General features: G+C 69.1%; 11 protein-coding genes. 1 reads left to right on the plus strand and 10 read right to left on the minus strand.

The genetic code is table 11. The features are described from left to right. Positions 1 to 164: 164 nt before the first annotated feature. The 3 genes from KIK05_RS32845 to KIK05_RS49500 form a co-directional block, all read right to left on the minus strand. On the minus strand, positions 165 to 608 hold the full coding sequence (locus KIK05_RS32845) for a DDE-type integrase/transposase/recombinase (RefSeq protein ID WP_214414731.1): 444 nt from the start codon (positions 606 to 608) through the stop codon (positions 165 to 167). Beyond that, on the minus strand, positions 581 to 769 hold the full coding sequence (locus KIK05_RS32850) for an IS3 family transposase (RefSeq protein WP_214414732.1): 189 nt from the start codon (positions 767 to 769) through the stop codon (positions 581 to 583). The genes KIK05_RS32845 and KIK05_RS32850 overlap by 28 nt, the downstream gene beginning before the upstream one ends. 234 nt (positions 770 to 1,003) lie before the next feature. Then, positions 1,004 to 1,135, minus strand: a complete 132-nt coding sequence (locus KIK05_RS49500) for a transposase (protein WP_214414733.1) — start codon at positions 1,133 to 1,135, stop codon at positions 1,004 to 1,006. A gap of 132 nt (positions 1,136 to 1,267) precedes the next feature. Between KIK05_RS49500 and KIK05_RS49770 the strand changes: the two genes are divergently transcribed. Beyond that, positions 1,268 to 1,507, plus strand: a complete 240-nt coding sequence (locus KIK05_RS49770; protein ID WP_504740200.1) for a DUF6289 family protein — start codon at positions 1,268 to 1,270, stop codon at positions 1,505 to 1,507. Here KIK05_RS49770 and KIK05_RS32860 read toward each other — a convergent pair. The 7 genes from KIK05_RS32860 to KIK05_RS32890 all read right to left on the minus strand — a co-directional run bounded on the left by KIK05_RS32860 (position 1,480) and on the right by KIK05_RS32890 (position 17,566). Continuing rightward, the gene (locus KIK05_RS32860) at positions 1,480 to 4,272 is read right to left on the minus strand and encodes an AfsR/SARP family transcriptional regulator (RefSeq protein ID WP_214414734.1); all 2,793 of its coding nucleotides are present in this window, start codon (positions 4,270 to 4,272) and stop codon (positions 1,480 to 1,482) included. The two genes, KIK05_RS49770 and KIK05_RS32860, sit on opposite strands and share 28 nt — an antisense overlap. A gap of 203 nt (positions 4,273 to 4,475) precedes the next feature. Then, a complete protein-coding gene (locus KIK05_RS32865; protein ID WP_308250206.1) occupies positions 4,476 to 5,138 on the minus strand; it encodes a nitroreductase family protein in 663 nt (220 codons plus the stop codon). A 6-nt stretch (positions 5,139 to 5,144) separates the two neighbouring features. Continuing rightward, positions 5,145 to 10,337, minus strand: a complete 5,193-nt coding sequence (locus tag KIK05_RS32870; protein WP_214414735.1) for a type I polyketide synthase — start codon at positions 10,335 to 10,337, stop codon at positions 5,145 to 5,147. Positions 10,338 to 10,351: 14 nt separating this feature from the next. Beyond that, complete coding sequence (locus KIK05_RS32875) at positions 10,352 to 10,660, minus strand: acyl carrier protein (RefSeq protein ID WP_214414736.1); 309 nt, start codon at positions 10,658 to 10,660, stop codon at positions 10,352 to 10,354. Next, positions 10,657 to 13,719: a non-ribosomal peptide synthetase gene (locus KIK05_RS32880; RefSeq protein ID WP_214414737.1), complete on the minus strand. Its 3,063-nt coding sequence runs from the start codon at positions 13,717 to 13,719 to the stop codon at positions 10,657 to 10,659. Before KIK05_RS32880 ends, KIK05_RS32875 begins: the two co-directional genes overlap by 4 nt. Then, positions 13,716 to 14,462, minus strand: a complete 747-nt coding sequence (locus KIK05_RS32885) for a thioesterase II family protein (protein WP_214414738.1) — start codon at positions 14,460 to 14,462, stop codon at positions 13,716 to 13,718. The genes KIK05_RS32880 and KIK05_RS32885 overlap by 4 nt, the downstream gene beginning before the upstream one ends. Further along, positions 14,459 to 17,566 carry a non-ribosomal peptide synthetase gene (locus KIK05_RS32890; RefSeq protein ID WP_214414739.1) on the minus strand — a complete coding sequence of 1,036 codons (3,108 nt, stop codon included), beginning with the start codon at positions 17,564 to 17,566 and terminating at the stop codon, positions 14,459 to 14,461. The genes KIK05_RS32885 and KIK05_RS32890 overlap by 4 nt, the downstream gene beginning before the upstream one ends.

Genomic DNA, 17,566 nt, shown 5'->3' on the forward strand with positions numbered 1-17,566 from the left:
CTGGATCACCCGCTGGAAGGCCGCCCTGAACGCCTTCGCCATCACCTTCGAAGGCCGCCTGACCCCGACCACCCGATAACGAATCGAGATCGAGAAACACCGTTTTCTAGACAGTCCCGATGAGCCAGAATTCATGAACATGCACAGCGTCGGAATCCCCACGATCATGGCTTTGAGGAGCCACGGTGATTCCGGACAGCCGCCTTATGGCGTAGCCTACGCGGCTGCTTGGGATGAAAGGGACTCGTTGAGCACGTCAAGGAGTGGCCGGTAGCCGAGCGCCGAGTGCAGGCGCCGCCGGCTGCAGAACCTTCGATGTAGCGAATGACCTGCCGTTTCGCCTTGGCCCGACTGGTGAAGCCGAAGCGGTGGTGCCATTCGTTCTTGATCGTGCTGAAGGACGACTCTGCCATCGCGTTGTCGTAGTAAACACCGGTGCGGCCGACCGAGCGGCGGATGCGCCGGCCGGTCAGAAACCGGCCGAACTCATTTGAGGTGTGATTCGAGCCGCGGTCGGAGTGGAAGACGGCACCGGGCTGGACGAGGCCGGTGCCGGCTCCCATCCGGATTGTGTCCTTGATCAGCTTGGTGCGGTAGTGGTCGGCCATGGCTCAGCCGAGGACCGCAGGGCGGCGTGCGCCCGCCGGTGGCCGTAGGTCTCGTGCGAGTCGGCGAAGACCTCCGTGACCAGCTGAGTGAGCAGCGCGCGGCGTTGGGCGGTGGCCGAGGCCGTCCGCTCGCGCCACTTGTAGTAGCCCGAGCGGGACACGTTCGGCCAGGCGCGATCTTGACGATCGCGTGGTGGGCCTTCTCCGCATCGATCAGCTCGTGCGTGGCGAGCGTCATCGACTCTCGGCCGCGAAGAAGGCGGCTGCTTTTTCAAGAACGCCAGCTTCTCGCGCAGTTCGGCGTTCTCCCGCTCCAACTCCCAGATCCGCACCCGCTCCGGACCGGAAGCCGACTGCTGCTCGTCTTGGCCGTGGATGATCCGATACCTGTTCACCTAGACTGCCCAGGGTGCCGGCGTTGATCCCACACTTGCGGCCACCGATGCGCCCGCGCGATCGCCGTCCAGGACCATGCGGACGGCTTCTTCCTTGAACTCGGTCGAGAACTGCCTGCGACGCCTCGTCATGTACCTACTTCCTCCAGACTGCTGTCAGCTTGTATAGCTGACTGTCCGGAATCTGCTGGGCACCTCACTTGACACAGTTCTCGATTCTGCCGCGCGATTCCGTGCCGCCTGCGACTCAAAGGGAATAGAGAAATGCGCATAACGCTCGCCCTCTTCCTCGCTTGCGCCGGTTGCACGTTCCTCTCTATACCGGCGCAGGCCAGTTTCCCCGACCCGCACCACACGTATCCCACCACGTACTATTCCGACGCCACACGAACCGAAGTCATCGGCCGATACATCGTCGACCGCCATGGGACGGTCCATGAGGCCGGTAAGCGCAGCGAGTATTCCACGTACAACTCCTACATCTGCGGTCCGGCTGCGGAGTAACCCGCCGCATCGAGTTTGGCCTGGGTCCGTTCGGCGTCTTTCACGCGATGCTGACGACGGTAGAGGTCCAACGCATGCGCCCAGGCCTGGTAGGCCTGGGCGTGCTCGCCCGCTGCCTCGTGGGCGTCACCCATCCGGTTCAGGGTGTCTGCTTTCTGGCTGGCGTTTCCCGTGGCGTCGCGAAGCTCCACGGCGCAGCGGTAGTGCCCAATGGCCTCGTTGTGCCGGCCCATACGGTGACTGATGTACCCCATGCTGTCCAGCGTGGCAGCCTCGCCGTCGAGGTCGTCCTGCTCGCGGAACAAGGCGAGAGCTTGCTCGCAGTAGACATATGCCTGTTTGTGCTGGTCGAGCTGGGCCAGACACCAGGCCGCCGCATTCAGAGCGTTGGCCTCCCAGGCCGGGGTGTCGAGTGTCTGAAAGTCCGCCAGAGCCCGGCTACTGTGATGCAGAGCTTGCCGTCGCTCGCCCCACTGCGTAAAGACCCAGCCCAGCGACTGGTGAACGTGAGCTGCCGACACGGCATCACCGGACTCCTTGAACAGGGATAACGCCTGGTACATATGGCCGAGCACCCCGTCGCGCTCTCCCACCATCGCCCTGGAGAACCCCAACCGCCAATGAGCCACCGCGCGGGCGGCGGTGTCCTCCAAACGTTCCGCGGCCTCCAACCCGGCCGCCCACATGCCCGAGCCGTCCACGAGGCGCACCTGACGCCAGCAGTATGTGTCCAGCGCCCAGGCCAGCTGCAACGTCGCGGTGTCCCAACCCCACGCCGCGGTGAGCCGCTGAATGGCCATCAGGCAGACGTACTCGGCGTCGAACCAGGCCAACGCCGCCGCTGTGTCTCGCGGCGGCTCCGGGGCGAGACCGTCTACCGGCAGGTCCAGCCCGAGGCCCGGCCGATTGGGGTACAGTAGCCGGTCAGCGGCGAAGGCACCGCGGAGGTAGAAGCCGCCCAGGCGGCGCATGGCGACCGTTCGCTCCTCGGCTGAGATGTCACGCTCTGCCGTTTCCATGGCGCAGAGGCGGACGAGGTCGTGCATGCGGTACCGCTGGGGAACGTACTGGCAGAGCAGGTGCGCGTCTTCCAGACTACGTAACAGGGAGCGAGCGCGCCCGATCGGCAGGTCGAGCAAAGCGGTGACGGCGAGCAGGCCGATGGTCGGCCCCGGTGCCAGCCCCAGCAACCCCAAGGCCCTGGCCGCGGAGGGCTCAAGAGAACGGTAGGAGGAGGCGAAGATCGCCCGGATGTCCGTGCCCGGGCCACCGACGTGGAGCGCGTCCAGTCGGCTGGATTCCTCCCTCAGTTCCTCGGCGAGGAAAGCGAGCGGAAGACCTGGGTGGGTCATCGCGCGCGAGGCCAGAATGCCGAGGGCGAGCGGCAGGCCCGCACAGTACTCCAGCAGAGCCGTCACGGCGTCGGCCTCCGCAGCCGCCCGGACCTTACCGATCCGAAGGGTGAGCATCCGGCGTGCCGCCCCTGGATCAAGCACATCCAGAGCGAGAGTCCTGGCGCCGTGCGTGACCGCCAGGTCGGCGAGTCGATTACGGCTCGTGATCAGGACAGTGCAGGCCGGGCTGCCGGGCAGGACCGGAATGACATGGGCCGCGTCGCGCGCGTCGTCCAGGACGATGAGCAGGCGCCTGTCGGCGACCAGCGAACGATAAAGGGCGGACTGCGCATCGGGGTCAGCCGGTATGGCCCCGGGCTCGACCCCCAGCGCCTCGATGAAGCCACGCAGCACAGCCAACGGTTCGGTGTGCTCACCCGCTGCGTCGAAGCCCCGCAGATTGGCGAACAGTTGCCCGTCGGGGAACCGGTCGAGATTTGTGTGAGCCCAGTGCAGGGCCAGATAGGTCTTGCCGATCCCGCCCGTGCCGACGAGCGTGACCAGCCGATCGGTGTTCTGCTCGTCCATGCGATCGAGCGCGGCCAGCTCGCGCGCCCGGCCCTCGAAATTCACCGGGGCCAGAGGTAGCTGACGCGGTATGGGCAACGTGGACACGGTGGTAGGACGCGACGAAACAGGCGTGGAGGACAGCACCTCCAGATGACGGGCCTGCAGTTCAGGGCTGGGGTCGACGCCCAATTGCTCGGCCAGCTGGGACCGGACCTGCTCGTACAGCTGGAGTGCTTCGGCCTGGCGCCCGGACCGGTACAGCACCATCATGAGCCGCGCGACCAGTCGCTCGTCGAACGGATGGGACGAGATCAGGTCACGCAGTTCGGGCAGTAACTCCTCGTGCCGCCCTCGTTTCAACTGGATGTCCTGATACAGCAGGGATGCCCTGACGCGCTCGTCGTCCAGCTGAGCCCGCGTCGCCTCCGCCCAATCGCCCGACAGACCAGTGAGGGCATCCGCCTGCCACAGGTCGAGCGCCTCGCGCAGCAGGCGCCCGGCGCGATCATCAGCAACGTCTCGTGCCTGCCTCACCAGGCGGCGAAAGCAGTACAGATCCACCCGTTCAGCGTCGGCCTCGAGCGCGTATCCGCCCGTGTGCCGGACCAGCGCGACACCATCCGCGTCCGTGCCCAGGGACTGCAGGATCGTACGGATGCGCGCCAGATAGCTGTTCAGGGTATTGCGGGCACCGCCGGGCGGGGCTTCGGCCCAGACGCGATAGATCAACTGGTCCGTCGAGACGACCTGACCCACGTCGATCAGTAACGCGGCCAGAACACACTGTTGCCGCGCCGGGCCGATGTCCACATGCCGAGCACCCACGGTCGCGCCGACAGGGCCGAGCACCTGGAACTCCATATGTCATCCCCCATGGGGGACACCCACAGGCGTCGCCTGCCCAGCCCGTAAGACGTCCCCCGTGTCGATAGGGCTTAAATGTGATCAAGTAAATCAGACCAGATCTGCTGATTCAGCGCAGATTCATCAAAGTCAAGACAGGTTCATGGAGGCGTTCGTCACATCTGGGCGGCTCACCACTCGCCGGCTCGTTATCGGGCGGCTCACCATCGGTCGAAGTGGAAGACCTCTCCGAGCGGGATGCGAGCGCCAGGCCGAAAGGTCTCTCCCGTGTAGTACGCAGTCGGGATGAGGGCACCCTGGCGGACGTCGGCAGGTAGGCCGAGCAATTCGGCGACTTCGCCTTCGTATGCCAGGTGCAGCGACGTCCAGGCCGTGCCCAGCCCACGGGTGCGGGCGGCCAGCATGTAACTCCACGCCGCCGGCAGCAGGGATCCCCACAGCCCAGCCTGGTTGCCACCGGGAAGCCCGCCCGGGAGCAGCCGCAGGCATGGGACCACCAACACCGGCACCTCTCCCATGTGCTTCGCGAGATAGGCGGCACTCTCCGCAACGCGCCAGCGGGCTTTGAGCCGGGCCAGGTCACCCGTGCGCGGTTCGGTTGCGGGGCCGCCGCTCCCGTAGGACTCCTCGAACGCGCGCCGGTAAAGCTCCCCGATGCGAGCACGGGTCGTCCGATCGGTCACGACGACCCAGTGCCAGCTCTGGCCGTTGCCAGCGTTCGGCGCCTGCAGGGCGATCTCCAGGCACTCCCGTACGAGTTCGATCGGAACGTCACGGCCGAGGTCCAGTCGCTTTCGCACGGTGCGAGTGGTCGTCAGCAGTTCCTCTGCATCGAGCCGTTGGTTGATCGTCAATTGCGCCACCCCGAATCAGTCCTCGGCCAGGACGGCCAGCAGGCCGCCGAAGGTCCTGATCTCCAAGAGACGCCCGATGCTCAGCTCGACGCCGAGTTGCGCCCGGATCCTAGCCATCAGCTCTACGGCGCTCAGCGAGTTGCCGCCCGCCTCGAAGAAGTCGTCGTCGTCGCTCGCCGGCGACGAGCCGACCGACTGGGTCCACAGCTCACGAAGCCGTTCCGGCAGAGCGCCCGCCGCATCGGTCGCCAGGTCAGCTGCGGAACGGGCCGGCTCGGCGGCGGCGTCCCGCTGCGGCTCTGTCTCCCCTACCACCGCTTCTCGCACCGGCACAGGACCGCCGTCCGGGTGCGGGCTGACCGCCACGGCATGCGGGGCGTCACTGGCCAGCAGCGTGAACAGCAGCCGCATCCCCTCCTCGCGATCCAGCCCGGCCTCCAGGCGATCCGGAGTCTCGCGCGGTGCGTCGAGGCCGTTCGACAGATCGGCCCGGCGCATCGTGAACCCGACGATCCGGGCAAGGATTGTGCCGTCCTCGGTCAGCAGGTCTATATCGCCTGCGATCGTGTCCTCGCTCATCCGCGTCCGCCGCACGTACGCGTAGAACTCCGCGGGCAGGTCGGCACGCAGAACCATCCGTTCGTACAGGAAGGGAATGAAAGGATCGGTGAACTGCGGCCTTATGGCCGCCGTCACCGTGTCGAGCAACGCCGGGTGCAGGCGATGCTCGGAGAGGTCGCCGGCGAAAGCCGAGGAAAGACGCGCATGCAGGAGCTGCTCGTCACCGGCTTCCCACGTCATGACCACGTTGCGCCACCTGGGCCCGAGGGCGAACGCGCCTCGCGGGCGCCCCCTGGGTGTGACCGCGGTCTTCGTACCCGCCGCCTCCAGCCTGTCGCGAACGGCGACGAAATCGACTTTCTCGGCCCGCGCCTCGACGCCGCGCACGCGGCCGGTGACGTGGACGACCCATGTCGCCCCCGGATTGTCCGACGGCCGGGAGGACACCTCGATGTCATAACCGTCCCCGGACGGCGTGAGCTCCAGCCGCAGCCGACGTGTCCCCTCGTCGAGGAGCGGCGCCCGGAACAACATCTCCGACAACTCGACCGCCTGGCCCGCCTCCTTCAGCCGATCGCTGAATACAGTGGTAACCATTTCCAGGTAGCCGGTTCCGGGCAGCAGAGGCCTGCCATCGAGCCTGTGCTCGTCGAGCATCCAGTGCGTGGCCGCAGCGATGTCGTCTTCCCAGACTACGGTCGCCGGGGCATCCTGCCGGACCATCCTGGCGATGGCGCCGGGGAGCGCCGCGAGGTCAGGCCCATTGTGATCCACCATGCCCGGGCCCTGCCAGACCGGCCATGCCACGCTCAGGACATTGCCATTGGCCAGCGAGGTCGTCTCCGCGAAGACGTCCATGAACGCGTTCGCCGCCGCATAGTCGGCGCCGCCGACCAGCCCTTCGAGCGCGGCCCTGCTGGAGAAGAAGACGGCGAAGTCGAGTGGCGGTCGCCCGGCGAACGCCTCGGCCAGGTTCACCGTGCCCAGCGTCTTCGGGGCGAGCACGGACCGGGCATCGTCTAGCTCCCGGAAAGCGATCATCCTGTCCCCGGGCACCCCAGCCAGGTGGAAGACCCCGTTGACCGGCCCAAAGCGGGTGGTGGCCGCGTCAATTGCCGCCCGGAGCGCCGCCGGGTCGGCGACGTCACCGGCGACGGAGAGCACTTCGGCTCCGCACGCACGCAGGTCGGCAACTATCCCGCGGTCCTCGGCCACGCGGCCCATCAGAACGAGCCGTGGCCGCAGCCCTGTTCCCGCCAGCTTTGTGGCGAGCGTGCGGCCCAGCCCGCCGAAGCCTCCTGTGACGAGGTAGACCCCCTGCTCCCGCAGCACGTCACGACCTGGGCGCGGCAGCGCCAGTGGACGTTCGATGGGCACCCAGCGGCGTCCACCCCGCAGGGCTACGAGTTCGGCGGGCGCCGCGACTCGCAGCTCCGCCGCGAGGTCGGCGACCTCCACCCGCTCGCCCACGTCGATCACACCGCCCACCAGCCGCGGCTCTTCCGAGAGCAGACTGCGCACGAGCCCGTGGATCGTCGCCTTGGCGGAATCGAGGCGGTCGCCTCCGGACACGTCCGCAGAGTAGGCGGTCACGACGGCGAACCGAGGCAGCGATCCCGCCGGGTAGCGCTGCAGGATCAGCTTCGCCAGCATGAAAGGGCCGGCGAAGGCGGTGTCGAGCTGGCCGGGCAAACTCTCCGCCGTGAGCGGCCTGAAGGGCTCCGCCGTCATGGCATGCACCACGAGACTGATCGCGACATTCCTGGCGGCGAGAGCGTCCAGCACCCGGGCGAGGTCACCGGGGTGGCGGATGGAGAAATCGGCCCCGTGCTCGGCATATCGCGTGCCGGCGTACACCCTGATAACCGAATGTCCGGCCTGCTGGACGGCAAGGAGCACGGTCAGCGCGCGGTCGTCATTTGGCAATAGCACGAGCGCAGTGCCGCCGCCCGCGACCTCGTCGGGCCTGGCCTGCTGCGTCCACTCAACGACCGTCATGGACGTCCGGGGCTCGGGCGACCTCCTGGGCGCCGACCGCTGAGGCTCCGGTTCCGCCCAGTGGCGTTCACGTTCGTAGGGATAGCCGGGCAGGATGCATCGCCTCTCAGGAGGCGTCTGACCGAGTGCTGCCCAGTCGAGCGGCAGGCCACGGGTCCACAGCATCGCGGCGGCCGACAACACGGCGATCATGTCCCCCTCTCCCTGGAGGGTGCTCACGACGGTGACGTGTCTCTTCCTTACCGAGCCGTGACGGCTGGCCAGCCCACCCAGTGTGGTGCCCGGCCCCACCTCCAGCAGAAGGTGACCGGAGCCCTCGGACAGCATGGCGTCGAGCGCGTCCCAGAAGCGCACGGGATGAATGAGCTGGCCAGCCCAGAACTCGGGATCCAGCGCCTCATCCGTCACCCGCGCGCCGGTACGCCCGGAGTAGAGAGGGATGCGAGGCAGGCTGGGCGTGACGTCGCCGAACGCCTCCATGAACCGGTCCGCCGCATCCGACCAGCCGGGATGATGGAACGGGTGAGCGACAGGCAGGCGCCTGGCCTGGATCCCCAACTCGGCCAGCTCTCCGGCGAGGTCGGCCAGTGCCTCATCCGGCCCGGACACCACCGTCTGCTTCGGACCGTTGACAGCTGCGATCGCCAGCCCTTCGGTAAGCACTTCGGCGATCCGGTCGGGCTCCGCGGCCAGCGCCAGCATGCCGCCGCGGACGGAATGCTCACTCATGGCCCGCGCCCGCGCGACCACAAGGCGTACGGCGTCGGGCAGGTCGAACACCCCGGCCACAGTGGCCGCGGTCAGCTCGCCCAGACTGTGACCCGCCACGGCGCCGGGCCCGATGCCGCCCGAGATCCACATCGCAGCCAGGGCGTACTCCACGGCGAACAGCAGCGGCTGCACCAGTGCCGTGTCCTCCAAGCGGGTGTCCTCCAGCCAGACGTCGTGAAGACGCAGGCCGTGCTCCTCCAGCAGGTCCAGGCACTCGTCCATGGCGATCGTGAACCCGCGCGCTGTGCCGTACAGGCCGCTCGCCATGCGGGCGCGGTGAGCCCCCTGACCGGGGAACAAGAAGACGGGACGGACCCCCTCCTTGGCCTCACCGGAGATGACCTTGGTGCCGCGCAGCAGGCCGGCGGCCCCGGCGGCGGAGTCACTGACGACAGCGGCCCGGGCCTGGTGCGGCGTACGGCCGTGCTGGAGAGTGCCGACCGCGTCAGGGAACGTCTCCTCGTCGCAGGTCTCGAAGAATGCGGCGAGAGAGTCCTGCAGCCTTCGTAGTGCGCCGAAGGTTCGCGCAGACCAGGCCACGACACGCGGCCGGGGCGGCTCCGTGATGCTGGAGACCACGGGGGCTTCCGAGAGCACCATGTGAGCGTTCGTGCCGCCGACCCCGAGCGAGTTGACGGCCGCGACCCGTGGCCGATCCGCCCGCCGCGGCCATGGACGCAGCTCTCTGGCAACATTGAACGGCGTCTTCTCGATCTCCAGGAGCGGGTTGACCGTCTCGACGTTGACGCTGGGGACGATCGCCCCGCGTTCGAGCATCAGAACCGTCTTGATGAGCCCGGCCACTCCAGACGCCTCGTTCATGTGGCCGATGTTGGACTTGACCGAGCCGATGGCTGTGCCGGAGAGCGGCAGGGGCTCGCCGGCGAGCGTGGCATACGCCTGCGCCAGCGCCGCGACCTCGACGGGATCGCCGAGCCGCGTGCCGGTGGCGTGCGCCTCGACGTACTGCACATCCGCGGGGTGGACGTCGGCCAGTGCCATGGCCTCCGCGATGGCCATGCACTGACCGGAGATGCTCGGCGCGCTGAAGGAGACCTTCTCCGCTCCGTCATTGTTGACGGCGTCGCCGAGGATGACCGCGCGGATCTGGTCGCCTTCGGCGAACGCGTCGTCCAAGCGCTTGAGCACGACCACACCGGCTCCACTGCCGAACAGCGTGCCCGACCCCGACGCGTCGAAGGGGCGGCAGTGGCCATCGCTCGTCAGGATGCCGCCCGGCGTCCACAGGTGTCCTGGCGCCAGATTCACTGAGACGCCTCCGGCCAGGGCCATCTCGCACTCCCCGGCCCGCAACGCCTGCGCGGCCAGGTGCACCGCCACCAGTGAACTGGAGCATGCGGTCAGCACCGTCATGCTAGGGCCGCGCAGGTTCAGCTTGTAGGAGACGAGGGTGGCCAGGTAGCCCGGGTCGTTCAACGGGAGCCACTGGAGCTCGTTGCGGCTTTCCAGCAGGTCGGGCCGGGTGGTGAAGATGTGCCGCAGGTACTGGTTGTAGCTGGCGGCGCCGAAGACGCCCACGCTCTGGCCGGCGCCGAAGGGATCGTGGCCGGCGTTCTCCATCGCCGCGTGGCAGATCTCCAGGAACAAGCGGAACTGCGGGTCGCAGATCTCCGCCTCGAGCGCGGTCATACCGAAAAGACCCGCATCGAACCGGTCGGCCTCTTCTAACGCCGGGACCGCCCTGACGAAATCCGGATTGGCCAGCTCCTCGTCACTCGCACCGGCCCGCCGCGCCTGCTCAGGTGTGAGGAAGGTGATGCTCTCGCGCCCTCCCACGAGGTTGAGCCAGAATTGCTCGACGTCGCGCGCGCCTGGCAGGCGGCAGGCCATTCCGACGATGGCGATCGGCTCGATCATTCCCGCCACGGCGGTCATCCCTTCCGTTGCATGAGTTGGGCTCGAAGGTTCCGCCTGGCGGCGGCAAGTCCCTGGGGGCGGTCGTTCAGGGGTTCGGGCGCCGCGAGCGGCCCATCCAGGTACGCAGCCAGGGATCGGATGGTGGGGTGGGCGAAGAAGGCAGTGAGGGGGAAGTCGCGGCCCGTCCTCCGCCGGATCTTCTCGTGGAGGGCCGGCAGCATCACCGAGGTCACCCCCGACTCGAAGAAGACCGCGTCGACCGGCGGACTCAGCCCACCGACCGCCGAGATCACATCGCCGATCAGCTCTTCCAGCTCCGTCATCGGACACCCTCCGGGATTTCGATCAGGCGAGCCAGCCTGGCGGGAGTGGGAGCGCGGAAGACCATCCCCATTGTCACGGGTGTGCCGAGGCGCCTGGTCGCGAGCTCCGCCAGGCGTGCCGCAGCGAGAGAGTGTCCGCCGCTGAGGAAGAAGTTCGCATCCACGTCCATGTCGTGACGGCCGAGCACCTCACGCCACAGCCTCACGAGGCCGCGCTCGATCTCGTCACCGGCTGTGCGGCGGGCGCTCGGCTCCCGTTCGCCGGCCTCCGCGGCTTCGAGCCGTCGGCCGGCGAGGGCCCTGGTGTCGATCTTGCCGTTGGCCGTGGTGGGCAGCGCGGGCAGCACCGCCAGCCGCGCCGGGACGCAGTAGGAGGGCAGCCTGTCTGCCGCATACGCCCACAGGTCGGCCCGCAGCCCACGTCTAGCCCGGGCGGCGACGAACGCGGCCAGCACCCCGTCGGCGGAGGGGTCGCCGTGCAGGACGACCGAAGCCGCCCGGACTTCGGGATGCCCTTCCAGCACCGCCTCGACCTCGCCGAGTTCAATGCGGTGCCCGCGCAGCTTGACCTGCCTGTCGGCGCGGCCCAGGAGGATCAACGTGCCGTCGTGGCGTAGCAGGGCACGGTCGCCCGTCCGGTAGAGACGGCCCAGTTCCTCGTCGTTGCGGAAGCGGTCGGCGGTCAGATCAGGCAGGCGGTGATAGCCGATGGCCACGCCGTCGCCCGACACGCACAGCTCGCCCGCGATACCCGGAGGGAGCGGGCGCAGGTGCCCGTCCACCACGTGGACCCTCGTGTTGAGCACCGGGCGTCCGATCGCCGTGGATGCCGGGTCCACGACCTGGGCAGCCGTAGACCAGATGGTCGTCTCCGTCGGGCCGTACACGTTGTAGACCGTGGCACCGGTGGCGAGCAGTTGCCCGGCGAGGGCCGAGGTGAGGGGTTCGCCTCCGCACAGCAGCGTGCGCCCGGCCAGGACACCTGCCGCGTACGGCGCGACCTGCCGCCAGGTGGTGGGCGTGGCCTGGACGATCGCCACGTCCTCCCGGGCGACAGTCTCCAGCAGAACGTCAGGGGAGTGAAGCGCGCTGTCCGGGGCGGCCACGACGCGCCCACCCCGGCTGAGTGGCAGGCACAGCTCCAGGGCGGAGATGTCGAAGGCGAACGTCGTCAGCCAGAGCACCCCGTCTCCTGCGCCCGAGTCGCACAGGTCCGCGAAATGCCGCACCACGTTGGCCAGGTTGCCGTGCGAAAGCCACACCCCCTTGGGGGTGCCGGTCGAGCCCGAGGTGTAGATCAGATAGGCCTCCGCGTCCGCTTCCGGCTCCGCGAGCGGACCGGCCACCTGCCCCTCCGACGGCAAGGTCAGGACTGTGCGACCGCGGGTGCACTCGTCGGGAAGCCGGTGATCAGTGATGATCAGCTGACAGGACGCGTCGTCCAGCTGGAAGGACAACCGCCTGGCCGGATGTGCCACGTCCAGCGGCAGGTACGCAGCTCCCGCCGCCCACACGCCCAGCACGGCCGCCGCCAGGCCGGGCCCGCGCGGCCCCGCCAGCGCCACGACGCGGCCCGGTCCGCCGTCGTGCGCTCTGACCTGGTCCCGGACGGCCGCCGCCATCCGGACGAGCTCGGCGTACGTGACCGATACCTCCGGAGAGGAGACCGCGACGGCATCCGGCGTGCGGCCGGCCGCCTCGATCACCATGCCGAGCACCGTCCGCGGTCCCTGCCACTGCCTGCCGGTTTCGTTGACCTCTTCGATCAGTCGGCGGTCACGTTCGGTGCGCAGGTCGAACCCGGTCACCGGCAGGGACCGGCGCCCCGCCGCCTGCCGGAGAACGCCCAGCAGCCGGTCCAGGAACGATTCCGCGAACGCCCGGTCGAAGGCTCTGGTCCGGTAGTGCAGCTTGACGATGATCCGCGGACCGAACCGCTCCACCGTCAGGTCGAGGTCGAACCGGGTCAGGCCGGTGAACACGTCGCGGTAGCGGATCGAGCTCTCGCCCATCCTGGCCTCGGCCTGCTGGTCGCCGCGGAAGTTGAACACGTGGTGTACGAGCCCGGAGCGCCACCAGTCCGGATCGGCCGTCGACTCCGGGACGTACCGGCCCACCAGCTCGTACGTCATCAGCCCGTGCTCAAAGGCGTCCGTCATGGTTCGCGTGACGCGTTGGACCAGCTCGGGGAAGCTCATCTCGTCGTCGACCGCGACGCGCAGCGGCACGGTGGCGATGTGGTAGCCCACGGCGTCCGGCGCGGCGCCTCCCCTCGTGTCCGCCATCACGCCCACCAGCGCGTCCCGGGCGGCGCCGTGCCGGCGGACGGCCAGGTAGTACGCGGCGAGCAGCACCATCGCGTCGGTGGAACGGCAGGCACGGCGCAATTCCGCCAGCACCTCCACCACGTCGTCGGGAACCACCCGTTCCACCACTTCACCGGTGAAGTCGGGCCCGGAGTCCTCGGGGGCGGCGGCGTCCAGCCGCATCCCTGACGGGTCGAACCCAGCGACGTGTCCTCTCCAGTAGTCCATGGCGGCCTGCGATGGAGCAGAAAGAGCGGCAGGAGAAGCCGGCTGTCCAGTGGGCAGCTCTCGTCCCTCCTCCGCGCTCTGGTACGCCTGCACGATTTCCCGCACCAGCACGCGCAGGCTCGCGGCATCCATCACGATGTGGTGAGCGACCACGCAGATCACGCTGTGGCCCGGCGAGACGGTGAACATCCCCACCCGGATCAGCGGGGCGGTGTCCAGATCGAACGGGCGGGCCGCGTACTCCCGCAGGTCGGCCTCGATCGTCTCGGGCCCCGTCGGGTGCACGTCGATGTCCAGCGCCAGTTCGTGCTCCGCGTGCTCGTGACGGACCGGCAGGCCCTCCGCGGAGGGGAACGAGCCGCGCAGGGCGGCGTGGCGGCGGATCAATGCGTTCACCGCCTCCTGCAAGGGCCACCATCGCGCCTGCCGGTCCAGGTCGATGGCAATGGCGACGTTGGAGATGCCGGAGCCGGGCATCAGCCTCTGCAGCGCCCACAACGCCTCGGTCGCAGCGTCGAGACTCACGTCCCCGTCCCTCCCAGCACAGATGCGATGCCAGCGGCCAGGTCGGCGACCGCCTCGTCCATCAGCCAGTGACCGCAGCGGAGCGGACGCAGTTCGACGGGCCGGTCGCTCTGCCTGCGCCATCCCAGGAGCGCGCCACGAGGGGTGCCGGGATCTCGTTCGCCGAAGAACACGGTGATGGGCAGCGGCATCGGCGGCCCTGGTCGATGGCGGTAGCCGGCCAGGGCCGTGTAGTCAGCCCGGATCGCGGGTTCGACCAGCTTGCGGAGTTGCGGATCCGCCCCGAGGCTGTCCGGCACTCCCCCGCTGTCGAGGAGGTACGTCCATAGCCGGTCGGCGGGCAGGTCCGCGACTCGGCGTGGCAGAAGAGCGATGTCGGGCGCCTCGTAAGAGGCCACGATGAGGCGCGTGGGCGGCTGCATGGAGCGCGACATCAGCGCCCGGGCCACCCCGTAGGCGAGCAGCGCGCCGCCGCAGTAGCCGAACAACCCGTACGGCGGGCCGTCCGCATGTGCGACCACGCCGTCAGCCAGCTCCTCCACCAGCGTCGCGTAATCCGTCACCGGTGGCTCGGCCAGCCTGGCCTGCCTGCCCGGCAGGTTGGCCGACAGCACCTGGACACTGTGGGTCTCCATCGCCTTGGCCAGACCGGCGAGCTGGGCGCATCCCGCTCCCGCGTGCGGAATGGCGAACAGGCGGGTCCGCCCGGCGGCGCCGAGCGGCACGAACCACTCAGCGCTCATACGACTGCCCCTCCCTCGGAGAGCCTGGCCAGCATCGCGGCGGGGGTCGGAGCCTCGAAGACCGCCGTGAAGTCCACGTCCCTGCCCAGGACCGCGCCGATCTCCACGGCCAGCTTGCCCGCCAGGAGCGAGTGACCGCCAGCGAGAAAGAAGTTGGAATCGGCCGTCAGGCGCTCGTCACCGAGCACGCCGCGCCAGGCCAGGACCAGAGTCCGCAGGTCCGGGTCGTCGGGCAGTTGCGGAGCGGCGGACCGGTCCGGGCCTGCGACGGCGGCCGCGACGGCGGTGTAATCGATCTTTCCGTTGCCCGTCAGGGGCAGATCGTCGATGACCACGAACCGGGCGGGCAGAGTGGCGGCGGGGAGCTTCCGCTCGGCGTACGCGCGCACCGAGTCCACCATCGCGTCAACCACCGTGTCCGGCCCTGCATCCCATGCTGCCGCACTGGGCTCGTTCTGGGCCAGGCGCACCGCCGCCACCAGCCGGACATGGCCTGCCGGGTCCGTTTCAGGTATCACGGCGACGTCCACGACCGCGTCGTGTTCCTCGATGACGGCCTCGACCTCGGCCGGTTCAACGCGGTGGCCGCGCACTTTCACCTGCCGGTCACTGCGGCCGATGAACTCCAGCAGACCGTCGCTGCGCTGCCGGACCTGGTCACCCGTGCGGTAGTAACGCCCCCGTTCGGGGTGGGTGCGGAAGCGGTCGGCCGTCTTGTTGGGGTCGTCGTGGTATCCCAGTGCGACCCCGGCGCCACCGATGCACAGCTCGCCCGGCACTCCTGGCGGGACCGGGAATCCAGCGGGGTCCAGCACATGGACCGTGGTATTGGAGATCGGTGCCCCGATCAGCATCCGGTCGGTCAACGGCGGACGCAGTTCCACCGCGGTGGACCAGATCGTCGTCTCGGTCGGGCCGTATACGTTGAAGAGCCGGCAGCCGGCGCCGAGCAGCTGCTCCGCGAGCGCGACGGTCAGGGCCTCGCCTCCGCAGAAAACTCGCACCCCCCGCAGCCGGTCGCCGAGGTGGGGGGCGAGATGCCGCCACAAGGTGGGGGTTCCCTGGACGACGGTGACGTCCTCTCGCCGGACCAGGTCGAGGAAAGCGTCGGGGGCGAGCCTGGACTCGTCGGACGCGACCGCCACGCCACCACCCACGACCAGCGGGACCAGCAGTTCCAGCACCGAGACGTCGAAGGAGAACGTCGTCGACCATAGCATCCTGTCGCCAGGGGTGACCTCGGCCGCTTCGGCGAAGTGGTGCACGACGTTGGCGAGCCCGGCCTGGGACACGCGGACTCCTTTCGGACGGCCCGTGGATCCGGAGGTGTAAATGAGGTAGGCGACGTCGCCGTTACGCCATCCCCCGCTGGCGTCGCCGCCCCTGCCCATCAGACTGTCCAGCGCCAGCACCTCTATGCCCGCGGCCAGGGTTCGCGGAAGCTCACGTCCGGCCAGCACCACTCTGACGCCCGCGTCCGCCAGCTCGAACGCCGTCCGCTCCGGGGGATGGGCCGGATCGAGGGGCAGATAGGCCGCACCCGTTCCCCAGACGCCCAGGACCGCCGCCGCGAGCCGGCGCCCTCGGCCGGCGTGGAGCGCGACCGTGTCGCCAGCGCCGATCCCCCTGCTGAGCAGCTCGTCCCTGACCGACGCGGCGGCGGCGAGCAGGTCGCGGTAGGTCCAGTCGCCGATCGCCATCGCGTTCGGAGACTCGCGTGCACGCTTCGCGATCGCCTGGAGGACCCCGCCAGGCCACACCCGGGCGGTCGCGTTCACCGCCTCCGCCTGCCGGCGTTCGTCCGGGGTCGACGCGGGCACGTTTCCGACCGGCCGGCCGAGCCCCGCGTCCAGCTCGACCAGCAGCGCATCGAACCGGGCCAGGAAGTCTGCGATCTCCTCACGGGTGTGCACCTCCATGCTGTAGATGGCGGTGAGACTCATCGCCGCCTGCCGGTGCCAGGCGATGATCTCCAGATCCAGCAGGCTCGTGCCGTCGTGGCTCGAGATCACTTCGGCCGGCCGACCGCCGATCGCGACGGCGGCGCCGTCGTTCATCGGCCGGAAGTTGAACATGTGCCTGAACAGGGGGACGCGCCAGTCGGCCGAGCGCAGATCCAGGTCGTGCTGGATCGACTCGAACGAGGCGCCTCGGTGCTCCATGCCATGGAGGAACGCGTCGCGGGTGGCCCGCGCGAGGGTCGCGAAGTCCCGCTCCATGTCGACCGCCACGCGGATCGGGAGTGTCTTGGCGTGGAATCCGACCAGGTCGCGCTCCTCGCTGCCGCGTCCGCTGACCGGGACGCCCACCACCAGGTCTGGGCCGGCGCCATGCTTGGCGAGCAGCAGCAGGTATGCCGCGAGGAGGACGATGTTGTCCGTGGTCCGCGTCACCTGGCGCAGGCGCCCGACGGCGGCGACTGCCTGCTCCGACAGCGGCCGGTCCAGCCGATCGCCCGCGAAGGTGGGCCGGGCGGGCATCGGGCGCGCTGCGGCCATCGCGAGCCGGCCCGCATCCACGCCCTCCAGATGCTCCACCCAGTACGCGGCCTCTTCCGGCTCGGGGTCGCGCTCGATCCGCATGGCGCCCTGGCCCGCCAGCCCCGCCGCCGGATCGTCGCCGGCCGCGTACGCGTCATAGAGCTCGGCCAGCTCGCGCATGAGCACCATGATCGACGTCGCATCGCTCACCAGGTGGTGCACCACGACGCAGATGACGCTGCGCTCGGGGAGCAAGAGCAGGTGGGCCCGTATCATCAGCTCGCCGGTGTCCTCGAAGGGAGCCGCCTTCACCGTGGCGACCTGCTCCTCGCAGTCCTCCTCCGTGGCCGCCAGCGTCTCCAGGGGCACGCTCACTTCGTCAGCCGACAGGATCCGCTTGCGCAGCCGGGTGCCCTCTGCCCGCACGATGGTCCGCAGCGCGGCGTGCCGCCGTACCAGGTGGTCGAGCGCCTCCTGCAACGGCCACCAGCGCAGCCGCTCGTCCACCCGCAAGGCGAAGCCGATGTTGCAGATGCCTCGCCCGCGCACGAGCTGGTGCAGCGTCCACATCGCCTGCTCTTTACGGTTGACGGGGAACTCAGTGGCGATCTCCGGCACGCCCAT

This window comes from Sphaerisporangium fuscum (assembly GCF_018531465.1).
In the GTDB taxonomy this organism is placed as follows: domain Bacteria; phylum Actinomycetota; class Actinomycetes; order Streptosporangiales; family Streptosporangiaceae; genus Sphaerisporangium; species Sphaerisporangium fuscum.